This is a genomic window from Enterobacter sp. RHBSTW-01064 (assembly GCF_014103035.1).
Lineage (GTDB): Bacteria > Pseudomonadota > Gammaproteobacteria > Enterobacterales > Enterobacteriaceae > Enterobacter > Enterobacter mori.
Genome location: NZ_JABXOU010000003.1, coordinates 464,925 through 490,724, shown reverse-complemented (window position 1 = coordinate 490,724; position 25,800 = coordinate 464,925). Strand labels below are relative to the sequence as shown.

Annotated in this window: 17 protein-coding genes, 2 tRNA genes and 3 rRNA genes; 6 read left to right on the top strand and 16 right to left on the bottom strand. The window is 53.5% G+C overall.

Going from position 1 to position 25,800, the window contains the following annotated elements; genetic code table 11:
• Positions 1-112: 112 nt before the first annotated feature.
• Entirely contained in the window at positions 113-628 is a 516-nt protein-coding gene (gene yihI, locus HV355_RS12540; protein ID WP_089600439.1) for a Der GTPase-activating protein YihI, read from the bottom strand.
• A gap of 579 nt (positions 629-1,207) precedes the next feature.
• On the opposite strand from yihI, the gene yihA reads away from it, so the two are divergent.
• Positions 1,208-1,837, top strand: a complete 630-nt coding sequence (gene yihA / locus HV355_RS12535) for a ribosome biogenesis GTP-binding protein YihA/YsxC (protein ID WP_010436812.1) — start codon at positions 1,208-1,210, stop codon at positions 1,835-1,837.
• Positions 1,838-2,149: 312 nt separating this feature from the next.
• On the opposite strand, the gene polA is transcribed toward yihA, so the two are convergent.
• A complete protein-coding gene (gene polA / locus HV355_RS12530) occupies positions 2,150-4,942 on the bottom strand; it encodes a DNA polymerase I (protein ID WP_182402080.1) in 2,793 nt (930 codons plus the stop codon).
• Positions 4,943-5,381: 439 nt separating this feature from the next.
• Here polA and HV355_RS12525 point away from each other — a divergent pair, with 439 nt between their 5' ends.
• Entirely contained in the window at positions 5,382-6,290 is a 909-nt protein-coding gene (locus HV355_RS12525; RefSeq protein ID WP_182402078.1) for an acyltransferase, read from the top strand.
• A gap of 23 nt (positions 6,291-6,313) precedes the next feature.
• Here the strand turns inward: HV355_RS12525 and dsbA are convergent, their stop codons facing one another.
• From dsbA to HV355_RS12510, 3 genes are all read right to left on the bottom strand, one after another.
• Positions 6,314-6,937, bottom strand: a complete 624-nt coding sequence (dsbA, locus tag HV355_RS12520) for a thiol:disulfide interchange protein DsbA (RefSeq protein WP_010436806.1) — start codon at positions 6,935-6,937, stop codon at positions 6,314-6,316.
• Positions 6,938-6,964: 27 nt separating this feature from the next.
• Entirely contained in the window at positions 6,965-7,951 is a 987-nt protein-coding gene (locus HV355_RS12515) for a serine/threonine protein kinase (protein ID WP_148400133.1), read from the bottom strand.
• A 75-nt stretch (positions 7,952-8,026) separates the two neighbouring features.
• On the bottom strand, positions 8,027-8,296 hold the full coding sequence (locus HV355_RS12510) for a YihD family protein (RefSeq protein ID WP_010436801.1): 270 nt from the start codon (positions 8,294-8,296) through the stop codon (positions 8,027-8,029).
• Between the two features lie 68 nt (positions 8,297-8,364).
• Here HV355_RS12510 and mobA point away from each other — a divergent pair, with 68 nt between their 5' ends.
• Together mobA and mobB are read left to right on the top strand one after the other, a co-directional pair.
• Positions 8,365-8,949 (top strand): molybdenum cofactor guanylyltransferase MobA, encoded by a 585-nt coding sequence (gene mobA, locus HV355_RS12505; protein WP_120159787.1) that lies wholly within the window; start codon positions 8,365-8,367, stop codon positions 8,947-8,949.
• Positions 8,946-9,449 (top strand): molybdopterin-guanine dinucleotide biosynthesis protein MobB, encoded by a 504-nt coding sequence (gene mobB, locus HV355_RS12500; RefSeq protein WP_120159788.1) that lies wholly within the window; start codon positions 8,946-8,948, stop codon positions 9,447-9,449. Before mobA ends, mobB begins: the two co-directional genes overlap by 4 nt.
• A 99-nt stretch (positions 9,450-9,548) precedes the next feature.
• Here the strand turns inward: mobB and rrf are convergent.
• The 9 genes from rrf to pepQ form a co-directional block, all read right to left on the bottom strand.
• Positions 9,549-9,664: ribosomal RNA gene (gene rrf / locus HV355_RS12495) — 5S ribosomal RNA — on the bottom strand.
• Between the two features lie 72 nt (positions 9,665-9,736).
• A 23S ribosomal RNA gene (locus tag HV355_RS12490) occupies positions 9,737-12,642 on the bottom strand.
• A gap of 181 nt (positions 12,643-12,823) precedes the next feature.
• Positions 12,824-12,899 (bottom strand) — tRNA-Ala (locus HV355_RS12485).
• A 110-nt stretch (positions 12,900-13,009) separates the two neighbouring features.
• Positions 13,010-13,086: transfer RNA gene (locus tag HV355_RS12480), tRNA-Ile, on the bottom strand.
• 68 nt (positions 13,087-13,154) lie between these two features.
• A 16S ribosomal RNA gene (locus tag HV355_RS12475) occupies positions 13,155-14,694 on the bottom strand.
• Together the 16S, 23S and 5S rRNA genes with 2 tRNA genes alongside form the textbook arrangement of a ribosomal RNA operon.
• Before the next feature lie 354 nt (positions 14,695-15,048).
• A complete protein-coding gene (gene hemG, locus HV355_RS12470) occupies positions 15,049-15,594 on the bottom strand; it encodes a menaquinone-dependent protoporphyrinogen IX dehydrogenase (RefSeq protein WP_010436783.1) in 546 nt (181 codons plus the stop codon).
• Positions 15,595-15,604: 10 nt separating this feature from the next.
• Positions 15,605-17,056 (bottom strand): Trk system potassium transporter TrkH, encoded by a 1,452-nt coding sequence (trkH, locus tag HV355_RS12465; RefSeq protein WP_010436781.1) that lies wholly within the window; start codon positions 17,054-17,056, stop codon positions 15,605-15,607.
• 41 nt (positions 17,057-17,097) lie between these two features.
• A complete protein-coding gene (locus tag HV355_RS12460) occupies positions 17,098-17,712 on the bottom strand; it encodes an IMPACT family protein (protein ID WP_108418144.1) in 615 nt (204 codons plus the stop codon).
• Complete coding sequence (gene pepQ / locus HV355_RS12455) at positions 17,712-19,043, bottom strand: Xaa-Pro dipeptidase (RefSeq protein ID WP_089599656.1); 1,332 nt, start codon at positions 19,041-19,043, stop codon at positions 17,712-17,714. The genes HV355_RS12460 and pepQ overlap by 1 nt, the downstream gene beginning before the upstream one ends.
• A 190-nt stretch (positions 19,044-19,233) precedes the next feature.
• Here pepQ and fadB point away from each other — a divergent pair, with 190 nt between their 5' ends.
• Together fadB and fadA are read left to right on the top strand one after the other, a co-directional pair.
• A complete protein-coding gene (gene fadB / locus HV355_RS12450) occupies positions 19,234-21,423 on the top strand; it encodes a fatty acid oxidation complex subunit alpha FadB (RefSeq protein ID WP_182402076.1) in 2,190 nt (729 codons plus the stop codon).
• Between the two features lie 9 nt (positions 21,424-21,432).
• Positions 21,433-22,596, top strand: a complete 1,164-nt coding sequence (fadA, locus tag HV355_RS12445; RefSeq protein WP_182402074.1) for an acetyl-CoA C-acyltransferase FadA — start codon at positions 21,433-21,435, stop codon at positions 22,594-22,596.
• Positions 22,597-22,676: 80 nt separating this feature from the next.
• On the opposite strand, the gene glyS is transcribed toward fadA, so the two are convergent.
• Positions 22,677-24,746, bottom strand: a complete 2,070-nt coding sequence (glyS, locus tag HV355_RS12440) for a glycine--tRNA ligase subunit beta (RefSeq protein WP_182402072.1) — start codon at positions 24,744-24,746, stop codon at positions 22,677-22,679.
• A gap of 9 nt (positions 24,747-24,755) precedes the next feature.
• Positions 24,756-25,667: a glycine--tRNA ligase subunit alpha gene (gene glyQ, locus HV355_RS12435; protein WP_003860141.1), complete on the bottom strand. Its 912-nt coding sequence runs from the start codon at positions 25,665-25,667 to the stop codon at positions 24,756-24,758.
• Positions 25,668-25,800 lie beyond the last annotated feature (133 nt).

Sequence of the window (25,800 nt, the reverse complement as noted above, 5' to 3'; positions counted from 1 at the left end):
GCAGCCACTGATGTCGCCGCGACAACCGCCGTAGTTTAACGAATAACCACACCAGATAACATATAACCGGAAGGGTTATAAGCAGGACTATTGAGCCTGCCGGGTGCAAATGTTAGTTTCCACCCTTAAGCAGACGCATCATATCTTCCTGCTTCTCGTCTTCTTCTTCATCTTCGTCATCGTCGTATGACAGGCCCAGCTTCTGCATCAGCTCATCAATGCGGTCCAGTTTGGCATCAACCCATGACTGTTCTTCTGCGGTCAGGGTTTCACCTTCTTCAAGACGTTCCAGCAGCGCATCCAGGCGCTCATCGTTCTCCAGCAAATCCAGCTCAGCCTGCGGTGAAAGCATAGGTTTCTCGCTCTTTGGTTTGTGCTGCTTAGTGACTGGGGTGTCTGTCACGCCCAGTGGAATGGGAGTTTTACTGCCGATACGGGGATCTTTCTGCGCCTTACCTTTTGCAGAAGCGCCCGTTGCACCGCTACCGCTTGCACGGCTACCCGCAGCATGGCCACGATGCTTTTTATCGCGTTTGCGATCGCGCGCTTCCTGGTTCAGTTCTTCGCGCGTTTTGCGGCGTGCTTTTGCTGGGCGTTTCGCGCCCGCTGCGGTGGTCGGTTTTTTCATGATGTTTTATCTTTAAGCCGTTTTATTCAGTATAGAATTGCGGCGAAATCTAGCAGAAAGCAAGCAAAGAAAAAAGGCGACAGAGCAATCTGTCGCCTTTTTTCCTGACTCACAACCCTTAGCGGGCCAGACATTCCATGTTTGCCAACAACAAACCCTGTTTATCCCTTGGCTAATACCGTCCGTGATACGGTTCCGTTTCCTGTAAAAACGCCTCCAGGCGCCCGTCATCCTGACAATCCTGAGTCTTCGCCTCCTGGCGCTCCTGACCCTTATCCTTAAGTCGTAATCCTGTTGGCATCCTCGCCTTGACGCACACTTTACCTTTTTCCCTTAAACTAACAAGCAACGAAAGGGTACAAAAACGGATTTTCGGATTATTACTCACTATCAAGTCTATGATATTTAATAGTTTGCATTTTTAAACACCTGCGATTTCTCTTAAATGTCCCATAGCGTTTGTAGCCGATCTCTTACACATTAGAGGGTTTTCGCTTACAGGCCTGGTACGATGGGAAAAGCCTTTTGCCCGCATTCAGGTATAATCCCCCGCAGATTACGATTTTTGGAGACGACCACGTGACTACCTGGAACTACCAACAGACGCATTTTGTCACCAGTGCGCCTGATATTCGCCACCTGCCTTCTGATACGGGTATTGAAGTGGCATTCGCTGGCCGCTCCAATGCGGGAAAATCCAGCGCCCTGAATACGCTGACCAATCAGAAGAGCCTGGCGCGCACCTCAAAAACACCTGGCCGTACTCAGCTGATCAACCTGTTTGAAGTTGCAGAAGGCAAACGCCTGGTCGACTTACCGGGCTACGGCTATGCGCAAGTACCTGAAGAGATGAAGATCAAATGGCAGCGAGCGCTGGGTGAGTACCTGGAAAAACGCCAGTGCCTGAAAGGTCTGGTGGTGCTGATGGATATCCGCCATCCGCTGAAAGATCTCGATCAGCAGATGATCGACTGGGCTGTAGAGAGCGATATCGCCGTGCTGGTTCTGCTGACCAAAGCCGATAAGCTGGCTAGCGGTGCGCGAAAAGCACAGGTGAATATGGTTCGCGAAGCGGTGCTGGCATTTAACGGTGATGTGCAGGTTGAGCCATTCTCCTCGCTGAAAAAACAGGGCGTGGATAAACTGCGTCAGAAGCTCGACAGTTGGTTTAACGAGCTGGAACCCGCGACAGAAGCGGAAGAAGAGTAAATATGAGCGCGGCAATGTCCGCGCTTTTTTTTGCCTGACATTTTCTTTGCCGCAATAAAAAACGCCCCAGTCATTACTGACTGGGGCGGCTAAAATATTCAGCCAAATCCGATTACGTGAAGTAAAAGGTCTGAAAGATAGAACATCTTACCTCTGTACCCTACGTCGTTAACTCTACCCCTTTTTTATCTGTAGAAAAAGCACTTTTTGTAGTTTTTTTTCATTCTTTACATAGGGAATTCTAATGATTGTCACAAAACGCACGTCGTTATGTTGCTAACTTACATAAAACGCGCGTTATTCCATGAACCCTTAGTGAGCCTGATCCCAGTTTTCGCCACTCCCCACTTCCACCAGCAACGGAACGTCCAGCTTCATGCTGCTTTCCATCAGTTCGTGGATCTTCTGAGACACTTTTTCAAGATCGTCTTTGTGCACTTCGAACACCAGTTCATCGTGTACCTGCATGATCATTTTCACGCGCGGTTTATCTTTTTCCAGCCAGGCATCCACGGCGATCATCGCACGCTTGATGATGTCAGCAGCGGTTCCCTGCATTGGGGCGTTGATAGCCGCACGCTCTGCGCCTGCACGGCGCGCCGCGTTGCTGGATTTGATGTCCGGCAGATACAGACGACGACCATCCAGCGTTTCAACGTAGCCTTTCTCTTTCGCCTGCGCACGGGTGCGTTCCATATACTCCAGCACGCCCGGGTAGCGCTCGAAGTAGAGATCCATATACTTCTGCGACTCTTTACGCGGAATGTTGAGCTGGCGTGACAGGCCAAAGGCGCTCATCCCGTAAATCAGACCGAAGTTAATCGCTTTCGCGCTGCGACGCTGTTCGTTTGTCACGCTCTCCAGCGGCAAGCCGAAGACTTCCGCCGCGGTTGCCCTATGGATATCCTTCCCTTCGGCAAACGCGGTCAGCAGGCCTTTGTCGCGGGACAGATGCGCCATAATGCGCAGCTCAATTTGCGAGTAGTCAGCAGAGACAATCAGATAATCCTCTGGTGCGATGAAAGCCTGGCGAATACGGCGGCCTTCTTCATTACGTACCGGGATGTTCTGCAGGTTAGGATCGGTTGATGAGAGACGACCGGTCGCCGCGACAGCCTGATGATACGATGTATGTACGCGACCCGTTTTCGGGTTGATCATCAGCGGGAGCTTGTCGGTATAGGTCGATTTAAGCTTCGCCAGACCACGGTACTGCAGAATCACTTTTGGCAGCGGGTAATCCAGCGCCAGCTCTTCCAGCACCTCTTCAGAGGTTGATGGCGCGCCGCCAGGGGTTTTCTTCAGCGGCTTGATGCCCTGCTTTTCAAACAGAATGGTTTGCAGCTGCTTCGGTGAAGAGAGGTTAAACGGCTCTCCGGCAAGCTCATGGGCTTTTTGCTCAAGCTCGGTCAGACGCTGCGCCAGTTCACCCGAGTGGTTATGCAGCACCGTTGGATCGATTTTTACGCCGTTGCGTTCGATGCGGGACAGCACCGGCACCAGTGGCATTTCGATATGCTGGAATACGTTCATCGGGCCTTCCTGCTTTTGCAGCTTTGGCCACATCTTCAGGTGCAGCTGCAGCGTCACATCGGCGTCTTCCGCCGCGTAACGACCCGCCTCTTCCAGCGCAATCTGGTTAAAGGTGAGCTGATTTTTACCTTTTCCGGCAATCTCTTCAAACGTAATGGTTTTGTGCTTGAGCCAGCGGTCAGATAAGGAATCCATATCATGACGGCCTGCCACGCTGTCCAGAATGTAGGATTCCAGCATGGTGTCGAAGGCGATGCCGCGCAGCTCAATACCGTAGTTTTGCAGAATGCCGCGGTCATATTTCAGGTTCTGCCCAACTTTGAGCGCCTTGTCATCTTCGAGAATCGGCTTCAACAGCTCAAGGACGCGGTCGCGGGAGATCTGATCCGGCGCATCCAGGTAATCATGTGCAACAGGGACATAGGCCGCAACGCCCGGTTCGGTGGCAAATGACAGGCCCACCATGTTGGCCGAGATGTTATCGAGGCTGTCAGTTTCGGTGTCAAAGGCAAAGACCGGCGCTTTTTTCAGCTTCTCGATCCAGGCGACCAGCTGTGACTCTTCAAGAAGGGTTTCGTAGCTGTCGAAAGAAAGCGCGACGACCTCTTCGTCTGCCTGCTCTTCAGCATCCACAACAATCGTCTCTTTCGGCTTCACGGCAGGTTTCGCGCCTTTTGCCTGCAGCCATTTACCGGCTTCCACGTCAGTGATCCAGCGCTTAAATTCGTATTTCTTAAACAGGCTCAGCAGATCGTCAGCGGAAGGTTGTTGCACTTCCAGCTGCTCACAGCCCAGTTCCAGCTCGACATCGGTTTTGATTGTGGCCAGCTTATAAGAGAGATAAGCCACCTCTTTGTTATCTTCCAGCTTCGCCGCCATGGTTTTCGCACCACGGAAGGTGAGCCCGGCGATTTTATCCGATTCCGCGTAGAGCGTATCCAGCCCACCCAGCCCCTGAAGCAGCGCCTGCGCGGTTTTTTCACCGACGCCCGGCACACCAGGGATGTTATCTGAGGAGTCGCCCATCAACGCGAGGAAATCAATAATCAGCTCAGGCGGCACACCATATTTTGTGACGACTTCTTCAGGCCCCAGAATGGTGTTGGTCATGGTGTTAATCAGGGTGATACCTGGCGTCACAAGCTGCGCCATATCTTTATCACCGGTACTGATCAGCACTGGACGGCCCATTTTTTCTGCTTCACGCGCCAGCGTGCCGATAACGTCGTCGGCCTCAACGCCAGAAACGGCCAGCAACGGCAGCCCCATCGCTTTCACCATGGTGTGCAGCGGCTCGATCTGCGCTCGCAGATCGTCAGGCATCGGCGGACGATGGGATTTGTAATGCTCAAACAACTCGTCGCGGAAGGTTTTACCTTTTGCATCAAAGACCACTGCCGCATGGGTTGGCTGATACTGAAGGATCAGGCTACGCAGCATGTTCAGCACGCCGTACATTGCGCCGGTGGGTTCCCCTGCGCTGTTGGTCAGAGGAGGAAACGCATGGTATGCCCGATACAGGTAAGAAGAGCCGTCGACGAGAATAAGAGGGTTTTCTGGGATCTGAACCATAATGTCCGTGCCTTTAATCAATTTATGGGTAAAGGATGCCACAGAAGGATGAAAACATCAGTTATTAGCGCCTGATACAGGAAAAGATTTTGCGATCGAGAGGATCGCTCGCAAAAATCAAACTGTGGATAAGTTTGTGCATATTTTCACTACATATGAATAACAGCCGTAAAAATCCTATCCCATTATATAATTTATTGTTTATTATCATCACATTAAGTTAGTACTCATTATCCATATCGCGAATTGATGACAATTTAGTCTATGTGGATATAAGCCTCGTTTATTCCGTCATCGCAGACATATCTGCTGTAGCAGGTAAAAGCCGCTCCCCCGCTGTGTGAAAGCACCATTTTTTAGTCTGTTTTCTGATAAACTCAGCGCCCTGCGCCGCATATGCGGCGGCTTAATTTAAGCTAACCACCTGAAAATACTGATTATGTCGAGATTGCTCGCTGCAATAACACTACTGTTAAGCATCATTTTAACCATTCTGGTGACTATCGCCTGTTCAGTGCCGATCATTATTGCCGGAATGATTAAGCTGCTGCTGCCTGTGCACTCGGTGTGGCGAGCCGTTTCTGCGTTTTGTAATTTTATGATGTATTGCTGGTGCGAAGGACTGGCGATTCTGCTGTGCCTTAACCCGCACCTGAAGTGGGATGTTCAGGGTCTGGAAAGACTCAACAAAAAGAACTGGTATCTGCTGATCTGCAATCATCACAGCTGGGCTGACATCGTGGTGTTATGTGTGCTGTTTCGCAAACATATCCCGATGAATAAATATTTCCTGAAACAACAACTGGCCTGGGTGCCTTTCATTGGCCTGGCCTGCTGGGCGCTGGATATGCCGTTTATGAAACGCTATTCACGCAGCTATTTACTTCGTCATCCGGAACGCCGCGGTAAAGATGTGGAAACCACACGCCGCTCCTGCGAAAAATTTCGTGCGCATCCAACGACGATTGTTAACTTTGTAGAAGGCTCTCGTTTTACCGAAGAGAAGCGCAGTCAGACTCGCTCCCCTTATCAGCACTTACTGCCGCCTAAAGCTGCGGGCATTGCGATGGCCTTGAACGTGTTGGGCGAGCAGTTCGATAAATTATTGAACGTTACGCTTTGCTACCCGGAGAACGATAAGACGCCATTTTATGACATGCTCAGCGGCAAACTGACGCGTATTGTGGTTCATGTTGATCTGGTTCCTGTTGAGACGGAACTGCACGGTGATTACGTTAACGATAAGAATTTTAAACGTCGTTTCCAGCTTTGGCTTAATACGCTCTGGAAAGAGAAAGACGAGCAGATAGACAACATTAAAGCTTCTTACAAAAACGCCGGTCATTGACCGGCGTTTTTACATCAACAATCTTACTTCTTCTCAACCAGATATTTCACGGTATCAGCATACTGTTGTACGAAGATATCCATGCTGCTAGTGTCCATGCCCTGCATGTTCAGCTGATATTTGCCGTTAACAAACATCGCTGGAACGCCCTGAAGCTGGAGGTCAGCAGCCGCTTTTTCCTGCTGGGCCACGAGAGATTTCACCACGAAACTGTTCCAGGCCGCGTCGTACTCTTCACCTTTCACACCGGCATCCACGAATACTTTACGGATATCCGCAGTGGTCTGAACGGTCTGGGTTTTCTGTACGGCTTCAAACATTGGGGCGGTGATCTTATCTTCCACGCCCAGTGCGATAGCTACCGCCCACGCCTGAGTCAGGTCTTTGCCCAGCGGGCCCAGGAACTCAACGTGGTATTTCGTCATTTTGGTGCCTTCCGGCAGCTTTTTCTTCACGTTGTCAGAGACATGCAGCACCTGCTCGAACTGATAGCAGTGTGGGCAATAAAACGAGAAGAACTCCAGAACCTGCGGCTCTCCGGCAACTGGCTTGTCCAGCGTAATGTACTGCTTACCATCGGTGAACTGTGCAGCAGAAGCGCTAAATGCCAGAATCATACCTGCCAGCGCCAGCCAAATTTTTTTCATGATCAACTCTCTCCTGGGTGTGTCCAATTAATACATCGGCGTTAATTGCAGAGGAGGTTCTTGCAGAACCTTAACCTGCTCAGTAAATGTGGATATCTGGCTGCGCCAGTAATCCTCTCCGGTAAGCCACGGGAAATTTCGGGGAAATGCGGGATCATCCCAACGCCTGATTAACCATGCGAGATAATAAACAAAACGCATCGCACGTAAAGGCTCTATCAAGGCAATTTCGTCTGAATTAAAGGGGCTAAATTCTTCATACGCTTCAATAATGGTTTCAAGCTGCATTCTCTGCTCGGCTTTATCACCATTGAGCAGCATCCACAAATCCTGAACCGCTGGCCCCATGCGAGCATCATCGAGATCGACAAACAGTGGGCCATCGCGCCAGAGAATATTGCCAGCATGGCAGTCTCCATGCAGACGCAGCGTGGAGATGTCATCACGCCAACAGGCTTTCACCGCCTCAATAAGTTTGTCGGTCGCGCTAAGGAATTTATCCTTTAATCCACCAGGAATAAGTGTCGAGGTTTCGAATACCTGCCGTGGCTCGATAAGGTATTCCTGAACACCGATGGTCGGACGGGCAATAAACGGCTTTTTGCGTCCCGTCTGATGAATGCGCCCCAGGTAGCGGGCAACCCATTCCATCTGGTCGATATTATCAGCTTCAAACTGACGTCCCCCCAGACTTGGGAATACGGCGTAATAAAAACCTTCGTGGGTAAGCAGCGTTTGGTTGTTAAATTTCAACGGCGCAGCAACGGGAACATCGTCATCAAGCAGATCGTGGGCAAACTGATGCTCTTCCTGAATTTGTTCTGCAGACCAACGCTTAGGACGATAGAACTTTACAACGAAGCGCTGGCGCTCCTCATCCTGAAACTGATAGACGCGATTTTCGTAGCTATTTAACGGGGTTAACCCAGAATCCACCCGAATACCCTGCTCGAACAGGGCGTCCATAATGGTATCCGGGTGTAATGTCTGGAAAGTAAAAGCCTGGTCGTTCATCCGATCATCCGGAAATTATACGAATGATTCAGGATATCATCTTGTGGCGATTTCGGTGGCTCCGCTTACAAGCTTTTACTCTTTAATTACCCCACGCGCGCGCAGCAATGCGGTTTTAAAATCTTCCTCATAATCTTTCTGAATACCAGGAATAACAGCATCTTTGGCTGAATCACGCATTTTAAGGTGGTAGATCAGGATGTCGTCAGAAAGGTCTGTCAGTTCGCCGTCAAAACCTGACTCTTTCGCCAGTTTCTGTAAAAATTGCATCAGATTCAGCTCTGGCTCTTTTTGCCAGGCCGGCTGGAGGAGTTCAATAACTTCATTCAGACGTTTACATTTCATGGTGGTGCTCCTTTCATTTAGAGAGACACGTTAGCAGGGTCAATCCCACAATAAAAGAGGCGATATTAGTGAATGAATGCCAGAAAATCATCGGTGTCGTTCTGGCCGGTGGCAGAGCGACCCGAATGGGCGGAGAAGATAAGGGGCTACAGCTGCTGAATGGAAAGCCCTTATGGCAGCATGTCGCTGACAGGCTTGCAGATCAGGTGTCGGCAATCGCGCTCAGTGCTAATCGTCACATCGCTATTTACCAACGCAGCGGATTCCCCGTTTATCAGGATAACCTGGCAGATTATCCGGGTCCTCTGGCTGGGATGCTCTCGGTCATGCAGCAGGCTAAGGGGGGGTGGTTTCTCTTTTGCTCCTGCGATACACCCTTTATTCCGGCTTGCCTGGTAGAACGCATGGTACAACAGCGCGGTGACTCGCCCGTGGTTTGGGCACATGACGGTGAGCGCGATCATCCGACGATCGCCCTGATTCATATATCGTTAGTTTCTGACCTGCAGGCTTACCTGTCTGCTGGAGAAAGAAGGGTGATGGTGTTTATGCGACAGGCAGGCGGACATCCGGTTGATTTTAGCGATGTGAAGCCAGCATTTGTGAACGTGAATACGACAGAAGATTTGCAGGTACTGCAGGAGAAGAAATGATACCTGTTTTAGCAATTTCCGCCTGGAGTGGTACCGGGAAAACCACCTTACTCAAAAAGCTGATACCTGCACTGTGCGCCAGAGGTATTCGTCCAGGTTTGATTAAGCACACGCATCATAATATGGATGTCGATAAGCCCGGTAAAGACAGCTTTGAGCTGCGTAAAGCGGGTGCGGCACAAACGATGGTGGCAAGCACTCAGCGCTGGGCATTGATGACAGAAACCCCGGATGAGGCGCCGTTGGATCTGGCTTATCTGGTTAGCCGAATGGATCACTCCACGCTGGATCTGGTGTTGGTTGAGGGGTTTAAGCATGAGGCTGTGGCGAAGATCCTGCTATTCAGGAGCGATGCCGGGCATGATGTTAGTGAGTTAACGCTGGATGAGCATGTAATTGCGGTGGCTAGTGATGTTGTATTGCCGCTTGAGGTTCCGGTGCTGGACTTAAATGATGTGGATGGAATTGCGGAATTTATTGTGGCGTGGAGTGCGGTCTGACTTGCCGGGTGGCGGCTTTGCCTTACCCGGCCTACAACATTCGGTGGTCCAGAAACGCAAAAAGGCCATCCTTGCGGATGGCCTCTCTACTTATTTGATGCCTGGCAGTTCCCTACTCTCACATGGGGAGACCCCACACTACCATCGGCGCTACGGCGTTTCACTTCTGAGTTCGGCATGGGGTCAGGTGGGACCACCGCGCTAAAGCCGCCAGGCAAATTCTGTTAAATCTGTATCAGGCTGAAAATATCGTGTCTGTCTCTTCGCCGAAACAGCTTCGGCGTTGTAAGGTTAAGCCTCACGGTTCATTAGTATCGGTTAGCTCAACGCATCGCTGCGCTTACACACCCGACCTATCAACGTCGTAGTCTTCAACGTTCCTTCAGGACCCTTAAAGGGTCAGGGAGAACTCATCTCGGGGCAAGTTTCGTGCTTAGATGCTTTCAGCACTTATCTCTTCCGCATTTAGCTACCGGGCAATGCCATTGGCATGACAACCCGAACACCAGTGATGCGTCCACTCCGGTCCTCTCGTACTAGGAGCAGCCCCCCTCAATTCTCCAGCGCCCACGGCAGATAGGGACCGAACTGTCTCACGACGTTCTAAACCCAGCTCGCGTACCACTTTAAATGGCGAACAGCCATACCCTTGGGACCTACTTCAGCCCCAGGATGTGATGAGCCGACATCGAGGTGCCAAACACCGCCGTCGATATGAACTCTTGGGCGGTATCAGCCTGTTATCCCCGGAGTACCTTTTATCCGTTGAGCGATGGCCCTTCCATTCAGAACCACCGGATCACTATGACCTGCTTTCGCACCTGCTCGAGCCGTCACTCTCGCAGTCAAGCTAGCTTATGCCATTGCACTAACCTCCTGATGTCCGACCAGGATTAGCTAACCTTCGTGCTCCTCCGTTACTCTTTGGGAGGAGACCGCCCCAGTCAAACTACCCACCAGACACTGTCCGCAACCCGGATTACGGGTCTACGTTAGAACACCAGCCATTAAAGGGTGGTATTTCAAGGGCGGCTCCACGCAGACTGGCGTCCACGCTTCAAAGCCTCCCACCTATCCTACACATCAAGGACCAGTGTTCAGTGTCAAGCTATAGTAAAGGTTCACGGGGTCTTTCCGTCTTGCCGCGGGTACACTGCATCTTCACAGCGAGTTCAATTTCACTGAGTCTCGGGTGGAGACAGCCTGGCCATCATTACGCCATTCGTGCAGGTCGGAACTTACCCGACAAGGAATTTCGCTACCTTAGGACCGTTATAGTTACGGCCGCCGTTTACCGGGGCTTCGATCAAGAGCTTCGCGTTGCCGCTAACCCCATCAATTAACCTTCCGGCACCGGGCAGGCGTCACACCGTATACGTCCACTTTCGTGTTTGCACAGTGCTGTGTTTTTAATAAACAGTTGCAGCCAGCTGGTATCTTCGACTGATTTCAGCTCCACCCGCAGGGGCTTCACCTACACATCAGCGTGCCTTCTCCCGAAGTTACGGCACCATTTTGCCTAGTTCCTTCACCCGAGTTCTCTCAAGCGCCTTGGTATTCTCTACCTGACCACCTGTGTCGGTTTGGGGTACGATTTGATGTTACCTGATGCTTAGAGGCTTTTCCTGGAAGCAGGGCATTTGTTACTTCAGCACCGTAGTGCCTCGTCATCACACCTCAGCGTTAAAAGAAGTCCGGATTTACCTAAACTTCCCGCCTACATGCTTAAACCGGGACAACCGTCGCCCGGCTAACATAGCCTTCTCCGTCCCCCCTTCGCAGTAACACCAAGTACAGGAATATTAACCTGTTTCCCATCGACTACGCCTTTCGGCCTCGCCTTAGGGGTCGACTCACCCTGCCCCGATTAACGTTGGACAGGAACCCTTGGTCTTCCGGCGTGCGGGCTTTTCACCCGCATTATCGTTACTTATGTCAGCATTCGCACTTCTGATACCTCCAGCAACCCTCACAGGCCACCTTCAACGGCTTACAGAACGCTCCCCTACCCAACAACGCATAAGCGTCGCTGCCGCAGCTTCGGTGCATGGTTTAGCCCCGTTACATCTTCCGCGCAGGCCGACTCGACCAGTGAGCTATTACGCTTTCTTTAAATGATGGCTGCTTCTAAGCCAACATCCTGGCTGTCTGTGCCTTCCCACATCGTTTCCCACTTAACCATGACTTTGGGACCTTAGCTGGCGGTCTGGGTTGTTTCCCTCTTCACGACGGACGTTAGCACCCGCCGTGTGTCTCCCGTGATAACATTCTTCGGTATTCGTAGTTTGCATCGGGTTGGTAAGCCGGGATGGCCCCCTAGCCGAAACAGTGCTCTACCCCCGAAGATGAGTTCACGAGGCGCTACCTAAATAGCTTTCGGGGAGAACCAGCTATCTCCCGGTTTGATTGGCCTTTCACCCCCAGCCACAAGTCATCCGCTAATTTTTCAACATTAGTCGGTTCGGTCCTCCAGTTAGTGTTACCCAACCTTCAACCTGCCCATGGCTAGATCACCGGGTTTCGGGTCTATACCCTGCAACTTAACGCCCAGTTAAGACTCGGTTTCCCTTCGGCTCCCCTATACGGTTAACCTTGCTACAGAATATAAGTCGCTGACCCATTATACAAAAGGTACGCAGTCACCTAACAAGTAGGCTCCCACTGCTTGTACGTACACGGTTTCAGGTTCTTTTTCACTCCCCTCGCCGGGGTTCTTTTCGCCTTTCCCTCACGGTACTGGTTCACTATCGGTCAGTCAGGAGTATTTAGCCTTGGAGGATGGTCCCCCCATATTCAGACAGGATACCACGTGTCCCGCCCTACTCTTCGAGTTCACAGCAAGTGTGCTTTCGTGTACGGGACTATCACCCTGTACCGTGCGACTTTCCAGACGCTTCCACTAACACACAAGCTGATTCAGACTCTGGGCTGCTCCCCGTTCGCTCGCCGCTACTGGGGGAATCTCGGTTGATTTCTTTTCCTCGGGGTACTTAGATGTTTCAGTTCCCCCGGTTCGCCTCGTTAACCTATGTATTCAGTTAACGATAGTGTGTCGGAACACACTGGGTTTCCCCATTCGGACATCGCCGGGTCAAAGGTTCATATCACCTCGCCGGCGCTTTTCGCAGATTAGCACGTCCTTCATCGCCTCTGACTGCCAGGGCATCCACCGTGTACGCTTAGTCGCTTAACCTCACAACCCGAAGATGTTTCTTTCGATTCATCATCAAATTGCGAAAATTTGAGAGACTCGAACACACATAACATGTGTGTCGTTTCAATTTTCAGCTTGATCCAGATTTTTAAAGAGCAAAACTTCGCAGTGCACCTTTTCAGGTTCACTCTGAAGTTTTCTTGTGTTCGCAGTAAAAGGATGGTGGAGCTATGCGGGATCGAACCGCAGACCTCCTGCGTGCAAGGCAGGCGCTCTCCCAGCTGAGCTATAACCCCATCGCAAAATGCTAATCTCTGTACCGGTAATGCTTTCTGATACAAGGCGTGGAATAACGAAGCATACTCAAGTATGCGAGTTGTTCCGCAACGCAGTATCAGGAAGTATTTGGTAGGCCTGAGTGGACTTGAACCACCGACCTCACCCTTATCAGGGGTGCGCTCTAACCACCTGAGCTACAAGCCTGCAGAGATTTTTACTGCTATTTTCATCAGACAATCTGTGTGAGCACTACAAAGGCAGGTTCTTTAAGGTAAGGAGGTGATCCAACCGCAGGTTCCCCTACGGTTACCTTGTTACGACTTCACCCCAGTCATGAATCACAAAGTGGTAAGCGCCCTCCCGAAGGTTAAGCTACCTACTTCTTTTGCAACCCACTCCCATGGTGTGACGGGCGGTGTGTACAAGGCCCGGGAACGTATTCACCGTAGCATTCTGATCTACGATTACTAGCGATTCCGACTTCATGGAGTCGAGTTGCAGACTCCAATCCGGACTACGACGCACTTTATGAGGTCCGCTTGCTCTCGCGAGGTCGCTTCTCTTTGTATGCGCCATTGTAGCACGTGTGTAGCCCTACTCGTAAGGGCCATGATGACTTGACGTCATCCCCACCTTCCTCCAGTTTATCACTGGCAGTCTCCTTTGAGTTCCCGGCCGAACCGCTGGCAACAAAGGATAAGGGTTGCGCTCGTTGCGGGACTTAACCCAACATTTCACAACACGAGCTGACGACAGCCATGCAGCACCTGTCTCAGAGTTCCCGAAGGCACCAAAGCATCTCTGCTAAGTTCTCTGGATGTCAAGAGTAGGTAAGGTTCTTCGCGTTGCATCGAATTAAACCACATGCTCCACCGCTTGTGCGGGCCCCCGTCAATTCATTTGAGTTTTAACCTTGCGGCCGTACTCCCCAGGCGGTCGACTTAACGCGTTAGCTCCGGAAGCCACGCCTCAAGGGCACAACCTCCAAGTCGACATCGTTTACGGCGTGGACTACCAGGGTATCTAATCCTGTTTGCTCCCCACGCTTTCGCACCTGAGCGTCAGTCTTTGTCCAGGGGGCCGCCTTCGCCACCGGTATTCCTCCAGATCTCTACGCATTTCACCGCTACACCTGGAATTCTACCCCCCTCTACAAGACTCTAGCCTGCCAGTTTCGAATGCAGTTCCCAGGTTGAGCCCGGGGATTTCACATCCGACTTGACAGACCGCCTGCGTGCGCTTTACGCCCAGTAATTCCGATTAACGCTTGCACCCTCCGTATTACCGCGGCTGCTGGCACGGAGTTAGCCGGTGCTTCTTCTGCGGGTAACGTCAATTGCTGAGGTTATTAACCTCAACACCTTCCTCCCCGCTGAAAGTACTTTACAACCCGAAGGCCTTCTTCATACACGCGGCATGGCTGCATCAGGCTTGCGCCCATTGTGCAATATTCCCCACTGCTGCCTCCCGTAGGAGTCTGGACCGTGTCTCAGTTCCAGTGTGGCTGGTCATCCTCTCAGACCAGCTAGGGATCGTCGCCTAGGTGAGCCGTTACCCCACCTACTAGCTAATCCCATCTGGGCACATCTGATGGCAAGAGGCCCGAAGGTCCCCCTCTTTGGTCTTGCGACGTTATGCGGTATTAGCTACCGTTTCCAGTAGTTATCCCCCTCCATCAGGCAGTTTCCCAGACATTACTCACCCGTCCGCCGCTCGTCACCCGGGAGCAAGCTCCCTGTGCTACCGCTCGACTTGCATGTGTTAGGCCTGCCGCCAGCGTTCAATCTGAGCCATGATCAAACTCTTCAATTTAAGTTTGATGCTCGTGAATTAAACTTCGTAATGAATTACGTATGTTCACTCAGAGACTTGGTATTCATTTTTCGTCTTGCGACGTTAAGAATCCATGTCACTTTGAGTGCCCACACAGATTGTCTGATAAATTGTTAAAGAGCAGTGCCGCTTCGCTTTTCGCAGCGGCGCGGGGTGTGCATATTACGCTTTCCCGCTTCAGAGTCAAGCGTTTATTTTCGCTTTTCTCTGCTGACCCGGCGGCGTGTGTGCCGTTGTTCCGTGTCAGTGGAGGCGCATTATAGGGAGTTATTCTGAAGTGACAAGCACAAAATACAAAAAACTTTTCGTTCGCTCACTTTTCAAACTTAACGCTTATTTAAGTCGCGAATCGCCCGTTATATGCGCGATTTCCCGCGCAAAACTGGCAACCTGCGACCAGTCGGTGTACACCACTTCTTTATGCGTATCGGTTTCACCGCCCGTCATCTTCATAATCAAGCGGATCATAAAGCGGTCATACCAGCGGTAGCGCGGATAGCGCAGCGCCCCGGCAAAGACCGCGCAAAGTGTTGGCTGCCACGGAGAATGAAGTAAAAACTTGCGCGTATAGCTGTTAGTTTGCGGCGTGCGCTTTTCTGCTTTACGGGCAACCAGATTGACCGAGTAGAAGGCACTGGGCAGCTTATTGAGCACGTCCTTATGTTTCTTCACAAAACGATCCAGCGCGGGATGGAAATGCCCGTAACGAATAGACGCCCCAATCACCACACGATCGTACTCCTGCCACGCGATGTGTTCCGCACGGTTCAGGTTCACTACATCCGCGTAAATGCCCAGCTCTTTTAATTCAGAAGCCAGATAAGCGGCAATCTCGCGCGTTTGTCCGTCTCGCGTAGAGAAAAGAACTAATGTTTTCATTAATGACTCCTTACTCGCGCCAGAATGTTGGGGTAAACAGCACCAGCAGCGTAAAGACCTCAAGACGCCCAAACAGCATGTTAGCGATAAGGATCCACTTCGCCACCGGGTTCATACTGGCAAAGTTATCCGCCACCACGCCCAGCCCGGGACCGAGGTTATTAAGCGTCGCCACAACAGAGGCGAATGCGGAGAAATCATCCACGCCGGTAGCAATAATAGCCAGCATACTGACGATAAAGACCAGCGCATAAGCAGAGAAGAAACCCCACACCGCTTCGAGAATACGTTCCGGCAGCGCACGATTCCCCAGCTTGATGCTATAAACCGCATTCGGGTGAACCAGACGCTTCAGCTCGCGGTTGCCCTGTTTGAACAGCAGCAGTATACGAATGACCTTCAGGCCACCGCCCGTAGACCCCGCACAGCCCCCGATAAAGGCCGAGCAAAGCAAAAGCACCGGCAGGAACAGCGGCCAGCGCGCAATGCTGTCCGTGGTAAAGCCCGCCGTTGTCGCCATCGACACCACCTGGAAAAAGGCCTGGTTTAGCGTGGTCATGGCCGAGTTATAAACATCGTGGAACCAAAGCACCAGCGTACAGATGATCACCAGCGTCAACTGGACGCCAATAAACATGCGGAACTCCGGATCGCGCCAGTACACCTTCAGGCTGCGCCCACTCAGTAAAGAGAAGTGCAGACCGTAGTTACAACCGGAGATCAGCAGGAAGATAGCAATAATAGTGTTAATCGTCGGGCTGTCGAAGTAGCCCACGCTGGCATCGTGCGTGGAGAACCCACCAATAGCGATAGTCGCAAAGCTGTGTCCGATGGCATCGAAAGCGGGCATTCCGGCAAACCACAGCGCCAGGGCGCAGGCAACCGTCAACAAGACATAGATCAGCCACAGGGTTTTTGCCGTCTCCGCAATACGCGGACGCATTTTGTTATCTTTTAGCGGGCCGGGCATTTCAGCCCGATAAAGCTGCATCCCACCGACGCCCAGAATGGGCAGGATAGCCACCGCCAGAACGATGATCCCCATACCGCCGAACCACTGTAGCATCTGGCGATAAAAGAGAATGGCATGTGGGAGAGAATCCAGCCCCACCAGCGTCGTCGCACCGGTAGTTGTTAAACCAGAGAACGATTCAAAGAATGCATCCGTGATGCTCAAATTGGGCTGTTCAGAGAAGATAAACGGGAGCGAACCGACGCTTCCCAGCACCGTCCAGAACAGCACGACGATCAGAAACCCTTCCCGAGATTTCAGCTCGCCTTTCTCACGACGGTTTGGCCACCAGAGCAGCGAGCCAATCGCCAGCGCGACAAAAAAGGTCTGGGTAAACGCACGCCCCGCGCCGTCCCGGTAGATAAGTGCCACCAGTCCTGGGAGAATCATCGTCCCGGAAAAGAGTATGACCAGCAGTCCAACGATTCGGGTTATGGCACGAAAATGCATCTCTGCCGCTTCCTTTGGTATTCAAAAAAGTGAGGTGGGGATTATTCTTCAATCGGCAGCAATTGCAACGAACCACGACTAAAATCAGCGAGTTTTGCTGAAAAAGAAGCCAGTTCCGCCTGAGGAAGCGCCACGCGTAATTGCACCATCGCCTGGTAATCGCTGTGCGCAATCACACCGTTAACGTGCTTCAGTAACGCTTCAATGCCCGATAGCTGCGAGTACTCGCATACCAGAGTATATTCGGTAAGTGGCGTTTTGCGGGTGGTTATCAGCAGATTAAGTGCCTGCTGGACACCCCCACCGTAGGCTTTAACCAGCCCACCCGTGCCTAACAAAATGCCGCCGTAGTAGCGAACCACTACGGCGGTGATCTCGCCCACGCCGCTGCCCATCAGCTGCGAAAGCATAGGTTTACCGGCCGTGCCAGCCGGTTCACCGTCGTCAGAAAACCCCAGCTGTTGCGAATCGTCCGGCGGTCCTGCCACCCACGCCACGCAGTGGTGGCGTGCATCAGGATGCTCCGCGCGAACGGACTCGACAAACGCCTTTGCCGCCTCTACGCCGTCGGTGTGCGCCAGCAGCGTAATAAAGCGGCTTTTCTTGATTTCCTCAACAAACGTGACCGGTTCAGCCGGTATCAGCCAGCTTTCCATCAGGCCAGCTTCAGGTCTCGCGTCATGTTCTCGACACCGTTCTCATGAATAACCACGTTATCTTCGATACGAATGCCGCCAAACGGTTTCAACGCGTCAATTTTTTCCCAGTTGAAGTGCTTACTGAACTGACCTTCACGCCACGGCGCCAGCAGGGATTCAATAAAGTAGATCCCCGGCTCGATGGTCAAGACCATGCGCGGCTCAAGAATACGGGTGCAACGCAGGTAAGGATATTTAGACGGTGCCGCCAGGTGCGTGCCGGTATCATCCTGCATGAAGCCCGCAACGTCGTGAACCTGCAGGCCCAGCGGGTGACCGATACCGTGCGGCATAAATGGCCCGGTCAGATCGTTTTCGACCATCGCCTCTTCGCTCATGTCTTTCACAATCTGATGCTTACGCAGCAGTTTAGCGATGCGTTGATGGAACTGGATGTGATAATCCACATAGCTGGTTCCGGCCTTCATGGTGCCAATCAGCGCCAGCTGTTCATCGTTCACGTCTTTAATCAGCTGCGCGAAATCGGTATCCCCATTCGCCGCCCAGGTACGGGTCAGATCGGCCGCGTAGCCGTTATACTCTGCCCCTGCGTCCAGCAGGAAGCTGCGCATTTCCGACGGAACCTGGTGATCAAGTTTGGTGTAGTGAAGTACAGACGCATGCTCGTTCAACGCGACGATGTTGCTGTACGGTACGTCGGTGTCGCGGTGACCGGTTGCGGTCAGGTAGGCAAGATTGATGTCGAACTCGCTCATACCGGACTGGAACGCTTCGTGCGCGGCACGGTGGCCATTCACCGCCGTTTTTTGCGCTTCACGCATGCAGTAAAGTTCGTAGTCGGTTTTATACGCGCGGTAATAGTGGAGATAATCCAGCACCCCTTTCGGATTGAGTTTATCCGCCGGAATATCCAGACCCAGCGCACGCTCTGGAACAGGGCCAATATAGCCGATGTTGCCACGCGCCGCAGGCAGCTGGCTGCCAATACCGTCCGCTTTTGGCAGGGCAATCACATCAATTTCTTCGGTCCAGAAAGAAGTCGGCAGCGGTTCCACGTTGTGCCAGTAATCCACCGGCAGATAGAACCACAATTTCGGCTTGTTCACGCCATCCACCAGCAGCCAGCAATTTGGCACCTGTGTCACCGGCACCCAGGCTTTAAACTGCGGGTTGACCTTAAACGGATAAGCATGGTCATCAAGAAACGTGTTCATCAGCTCGCCGGAGTGGATTAGCAGGGCATCCAGCTTGAAGCGCGCCAGTACATCGCGGGTACGTTCCTGTAGGGTAACGATATGATTTTTATAAAGCGAAGCCAGTGAGTCCATCATTCTTCCTTTCGTTTTTTTGACCTCAAGTCATCGCATCTTAGCACACCTCACTCCGGCTGCGTGATTTCCACCGACCGTGATCAATGCAGCAATTTCTTAATGAGAAATTTGCATTTTATTAACATAAATTCCACACTCCGTCTCATCTGGTATGACCAGATCCACTTGCTGGATTCAGGAGACTGACATGCTTTACAAAGGCGACACCCTGTACCTCAACTGGCTGGAAGATGGCATTGCCGAACTGGTGTTCGATGCCCCCGGCTCAGTGAATAAGCTTGATACCGCGACGGTGGCCAGTCTTGGCCAGGCGCTGGATGTTCTTGAAAAACAACCTGAATTAAAAGGGCTGCTGCTGCGTTCGAACAAAGCGGCCTTTATTGTCGGTGCCGATATCACCGAATTTCTCTCGCTTTTCCTGGTGCCTGAAGAACAGCTGAGCCAGTGGCTACACTTTGCCAACAGCGTCTTTAATCGTCTGGAAGATCTGCCTGTCCCAACGATCTCCGCCGTGAACGGCTACGCGCTGGGCGGCGGCTGTGAATGTGTATTAGCCACCGATTACCGTCTCGCCACGCCGGATCTGCGCATCGGCCTGCCGGAAACCAAGCTGGGCATCATGCCGGGCTTTGGCGGTTCCGTGCGTATGCCGCGCATGCTGGGTGCCGACAGCGCGCTGGAGATCATTGCCGCGGGTAAAGATGTCGGCGCAGAACAGGCGCAGAAAATCGGCCTGGTGGACGGCGTGGTTAAGCCTGAAAAACTGATTGAGGGTGCTATTGCCATCCTGCGTCAGGCGATCAATGGCGATCTCGACTGGAAAGCCAAACGCCAGCCGAAGCTGGAGCCGTTAAAGCTCAGCAAAATTGAAGCCACCATGAGCTTCACCATCGCCAAAGGCATGGTGATGCAGACGGCGGGCAAACACTACCCGGCGCCGATCACGGCGGTGAAAACCATTGAAGCCGCAGCCCGTCTGGGCCGTGATGACGCCCTGAAGCTGGAAAACCAGAGCTTTGTCCCGCTGGCGCACACCAACGAAGCCCGCGCGCTGGTCGGTATCTTCCTTAACGATCAGTTCGTGAAAGGTAAAGCCAAACAACTGACCAAAAACGTAGACACGCCAAAACACGCGGCGGTACTCGGCGCGGGCATTATGGGGGGCGGCATCGCCTATCAGTCTGCATGGAAAGGCGTGCCGGTGGTGATGAAGGACATCAACGAGAAATCCCTGACGCTCGGCATGACCGAAGCGGCCAAGCTGTTGAATAAACAGCTGGAGCGCGGAAAAATTGACGGGCTGAAGCTCGCAGGCGTGATCTCCACTATTCAGCCGGTGCTGGAGTACAGCGGTTTTGACCGTGTGGACGTGGTGGTTGAAGCGGTCGTTGAGAATCCGAAAGTCAAAAAAGCGGTGCTGGCCGAAACGGAAGACAAGGTTCGTCCAGGCACCGTGCTGGCCTCTAACACCTCCACTATTCCGATTGGCGAACTGGCGAGCGTGCTGAAGCGCCCGGAAAACTTCTGCGGCATGCACTTCTTCAACCCGGTACACCGTATGCCGCTGGTCGAAGTGATCCGTGGGGAAAAAACCTCTGACGAAACCATCGCCAAAGTGGTGGCGTGGGCAAGCAAGATGGGCAAAACCCCGATCGTGGTGAATGACTGTCCGGGCTTCTTCGTTAACCGCGTACTGTTCCCGTACTTTGCAGGCTTCAGCCAGCTGCTGCGCGACGGAGCGGACTTCCGCAAAATCGACAAAGTGATGGAAAAACAGTTCGGCTGGCCGATGGGCCCGGCGTATCTGTTGGACGTGGTCGGCATTGATACCGCCCATCACGCGCAGGCGGTGATGGCGGCAGGCTTCCCGCAGCGCATGCAGAAAGACTATCGCGACGCCATTGACGCACTGTTTGACGCCAACCGCTTCGGTCAGAAAAACGGCCTGGGCTTCTGGCGCTATAAAGAAGACAACAAAGGCAAACCGAAGAAAGAAGAAGATGCCGTGGTGGACGGCCTGCTGGCCGATGTAAGCCAGCCGAAACGCGACTTCACCGACGATGAGATCATCGCCCGCATGATGATCCCGATGATAAACGAAGTGGTGCGTTGCCTCGAAGAAGGCATCATCGCCAGCCCGGCAGAAGCGGATATGGCGCTGGTGTACGGCCTTGGCTTCCCTCCGTTCCACGGCGGCGCGTTCCGCTGGCTGGATACGCTCGGCAGCGCCCGCTATCTCGATATGGTTCAGCAGTACCAGCACCTTGGCCCGCTTTATGAGGTGCCGGAAGGTCTGCGTAACAAAGCGCGCCATAACGAACCCTACTATCCAGCAGTTGAGCCAGCCCGTCCGGTTGGCGAGCTGAAAACGGCTTAAGGAGTCACAATGGAAAAGGTTGTCATTGTTGATGCGATTCGCACCCCGATGGGCCGTTCAAAAGGCGGCGCATTCCGTAACGTGCGTGCGGAAGATCTCTCCGCGCACCTGATGCGTAGCCTGCTGGCGCGTAACCCGGCGCTGGCCCCAACAGCGCTGGACGATATCTACTGGGGCTGCGTGCAGCAAACCCTGGAGCAGGGCTTCAACATCGCCCGTAACGCGTCTCTGCTGGCGGAGATCCCGCACTCGGTTCCGGCGGTCACCGTCAACCGTCTGTGTGGTTCGTCCATGCAGGCGCTGCACGATGCGGCGCGCATGATCATGACCGGCGATGCGCAGGCCTGTCTGGTGGGCGGCGTTGAGCACATGGGCCACGTGCCGATGAGCCACGGGGTTGATTTCCACCCGGGCATGAGTCGTAACGTGGCGAAAGCCGCGGGGATGATGGGCCTGACCGCAGAGATGCTCTCCCGCCTCCATGGCATCAGCCGTGAAATGCAGGATGCCTTTGCCGCGCGCTCTCACGCTCGCGCCTGGGCCGCCACGCAGTCCGGTGCCTTTAAGAATGAGATCATCCCAACCGGCGGCCACGACGCAGACGGCGTACTGAAGCAGTTCAGCTACGACGAAGTCATCCGCCCGGAAACCACGGTCGAAGCGCTGTCTACCCTGCGCCCGGCATTCGATCCGGTCACCGGCACGGTAACGGCGGGAACGTCGTCCGCACTGTCCGACGGTGCCGCCGCGATGCTGGTGATGAGCGAAAGCCGCGCCCGCGAACTAGGCCTGACGCCACGCGCTCGCGTGCGTTCGATGGCGGTCGTCGGCTGCGATCCTTCCATCATGGGTTACGGCCCGGTTCCGGCCTCGAAGCTGGCACTGAAAAAAGCGGGCTTAACCGCCAGCGACATCGATCTGTTCGAGATGAACGAAGCCTTCGCCGCGCAGATCCTGCCGTGCATTAAAGATCTGGGGCTGATGGATCAGATCGACGAGAAGATTAACCTCAACGGCGGCGCGATCGCCCTCGGTCACCCGCTAGGCTGTTCCGGCGCGCGCATCAGCACGACGCTTATCAACCTGATGGAACGCAAAGATGCTCAGTTTGGTCTGGCAACAATGTGTATCGGGTTGGGTCAGGGTATCGCGACGGTATTTGAGAGAGTGTAATAAAAAAGCCGGGCTGCTTTTGCAGCCCGGCATGAGTTTAGTTGCCGTTCTTCCCGCCTGTCAGGGGCGGGTTTTTTGCATTACTGCAGCAGCGAAATATCCGCCACACGCAGGAACAGCTCGCGCAGTTTCTCGAGCATTGAGAGACGGTTGATACGCAGATCTTTATCTTCCACGTTCACCATCACTTTCTCGAAGAAGGCGTCGATAACGTCACGCAGTTCAGCCAGCTCCACCAGCGCTTCCTGGTAGCGACCTTCCGCGAAGTACGGCTCGAGCTTGTCGCGCAGCACCACAACCTGCATCGCCAGAGCGATCTCTTCCGGCTCTTTCAGGGTTGCAGCGTTAACACGCTCGTTCAGCTTCTCGTCGGATTTCGCCAGGATATTGGATACACGCTTGTTGGCCGCAGCCAGGGCAGATGCCGCTTCCAGGGTACGGAAGTGGGACACCGCCTTCATGCGCGCATCGAAGTCAGCCGGACGGGTCGGACGACGCGCCAGCACCGCCTGAATGGTGTCAACGGTGTAGCCTTCATCCTGATACCACGCGCGGAAACGACCGAGCATAAAGTCGATGACATCATCCACGACCTTCGCGTTGGTCAGCTTGTCGCCGTACAGACGCACCGCTTCTTCGGTCAGGGTCTGCAGATCGAGGTTCAGGTTCTTCTCAACGATGATACGCAGCACGCCCAGCGCGGCACGACGCAGCGCAAACGGGTCTTTGTCGCCTTTTGGATGCTGGCCAATACCGAAGATACCCGCCAGGGTGTCCATCTTATCGGCAATCGCCACGGCGCAGGCAACCGGGTTGGACGGCAGATCGTCACCCGCAAAGCGCGGCTGATACTGCTCGTTCAGAGCCACAGCCACGTCTTCCGCTTCGCCATCGTGACGCGCGTAGTGCATGCCCATCACGCCCTGGGTGTCGGTAAATTCGAACACCATGTTGGTCATCAGGTCGCACTTGGACAGCAGGCCAGCACGCGTTGCGTGGTTGACGTCTGCACCGATTTCACGGGCGATCCAGCCGGACAGCTCCGCAATGCGGTCGGTTTTGTCGCGCAGCGTGCCCAGCTGCTGCTGGAACAGCACGGTCTGCAGGCGCGGCAGGTTATCTTCCAGACGCTTTTTACGGTCGGTATTGAAGAAGAACTCCGCATCCGCCAGACGTGGGCGCACCACTTTCTCGTTACCGGAGATAATCTGGATCGGATCTTTCGATTCGATGTTCGCCACGAAGATGAAGTTTGGCAGCAGCTTGCCGTCGTTGGCGTATACCGGGAAGTACTTCTGGTCACCCTTCATGGTGTAGACCAGCGCTTCAGCCGGAACGGCCAGGAATTTCTCTTCGAACTTCGCGGTCAGCACAACTGGCCATTCCACCAGAGAGGTCACTTCTTCCAGCAAGCTTTCGCTCAGGTCAGCGTTACCGCCAATCTGGCGTGCCGCTTCTTCCGCGTCCGCTTTGATTTTGGCTTTACGCTGTTCGTAGTCGGCAATGACTTTACCGCGCTCCAGCAGGATCTGCGGGTACTGGTCGGCATTGTCGATGGTGAACTCCGGCTCGCCCATAAAGCGGTGGCCGCGGATCACGCGATCGGACGCCACGCCCAGAATGGTGGCAGGAATAACGGCATCGCCCAGCAGCAGGGTCACGGTGTGAACCGGACGCACGAAGTGCACGTCGGACGCGCCCCAGCGCATCAGCTTAGGAATTGGCAGCTTAGCCAGTGAGGTCGCGATCATGTCCGGCAGCAGCGCTTCCGCGCTTTCGCCTTTCACATGTGCACGATACAGCAGCCACTCGCCTTTGTCGGTGGTCAGACGCTCGGCCTGGTCAACGGTGATGCCGCAACCACGCGCCCAACCTTCTGCCGCTTTGCTCGGTTTGCCTTCCGCGTCGAACGCCTGAGCAATGGCCGGGCCACGTTTTTCCACTTCACGATCAGGCTGAGACGCCGCCAGATTTGCCACTTTCAGCGCCAGACGACGCGGTGCAGCAAACCATTCAATTTTACCGTGTGCCAGGCCAGCGTTATCCAGCTCGGCGGTCACGTTCGCAGCAAAAGACTCAGCCAGGCTGCGCAGGGCTTTTGGTGGCAGCTCTTCGGTGCCGATTTCCACCAGGAAAGTTTTTTCAGACATGGCCGCCTCTTATTTGTTTCGGTTGCACATCGGGAAGCCAAGGGCTTCACGGGACGCATAGTAAGCTTCTGCAACGGCTTTGGTCAGGGTACGAATACGCAGAATGTAGCGCTGACGTTCAGTCACGGAGATGGCTTTGCGGGCGTCCAGCAGGTTGAAGCTGTGGGCGGCCTTCAGAATACGCTCGTAGGCAGGCAGCGGCAGCGGAGTCTCCAGCGCCAGCAGCTGCTGCGCTTCTTTCTCGTACTGCTCGAAGCAGGTGAACAGGAAGTCCACGTCCGCATATTCGAAGTTATAGGTGGATTGCTCCACTTCGTTCTGATGGAACACGTCGCCGTAGGTGGTTTTACCCAGCGGGCCGTCGCTCCAGACCAGGTCGTAAACGCTGTCTACGCCCTGAATGTACATGGCCAGACGTTCCAGACCGTAGGTGATTTCACCGGTGATTGGTTTACATTCCAGACCGCCAACCTGCTGGAAGTAAGTGAACTGCGTCACTTCCATGCCGTTCAGCCACACTTCCCAGCCCAGACCCCAGGCACCCAGCGTTGGGTTTTCCCAGTTATCTTCCACGAAACGAATGTCGTGAATGGTCGGGTCCATACCCAGCTCTTTCAGCGACCCGAGGTACAGTTCCTGAATGTTGTCTGGTGATGGCTTAATCACCACCTGGAACTGATAGTAGTGCTGCAGACGGTTCGGGTTTTCGCCGTAACGGCCATCGGTAGGACGACGGGAAGGCTGCACATACGCGGTCGCCATTGGCTCCGGCCCCAACGCGCGTAAGCTGGTCATTGGGTGCGAGGTGCCTGCGCCAACTTCCATGTCCAAAGGTTGAACAATGGTGCAGCCCTGACGAGCCCAGTAATCCTGTAAGGTCAGGATCAGGCCCTGGAAGGTCTTGGTATCAAACTTTTGCATAGTATTTCGTGCTGGATACGTGTGGTTTTAAATGGAAGGGATCAGTATACCCGCTGGCTGCAAGATATACAGTACGAAACGGGGTTGTTTAAGATAAATTGGGGAATAAGGCGCGCAGCCAGAACGCCAGGGC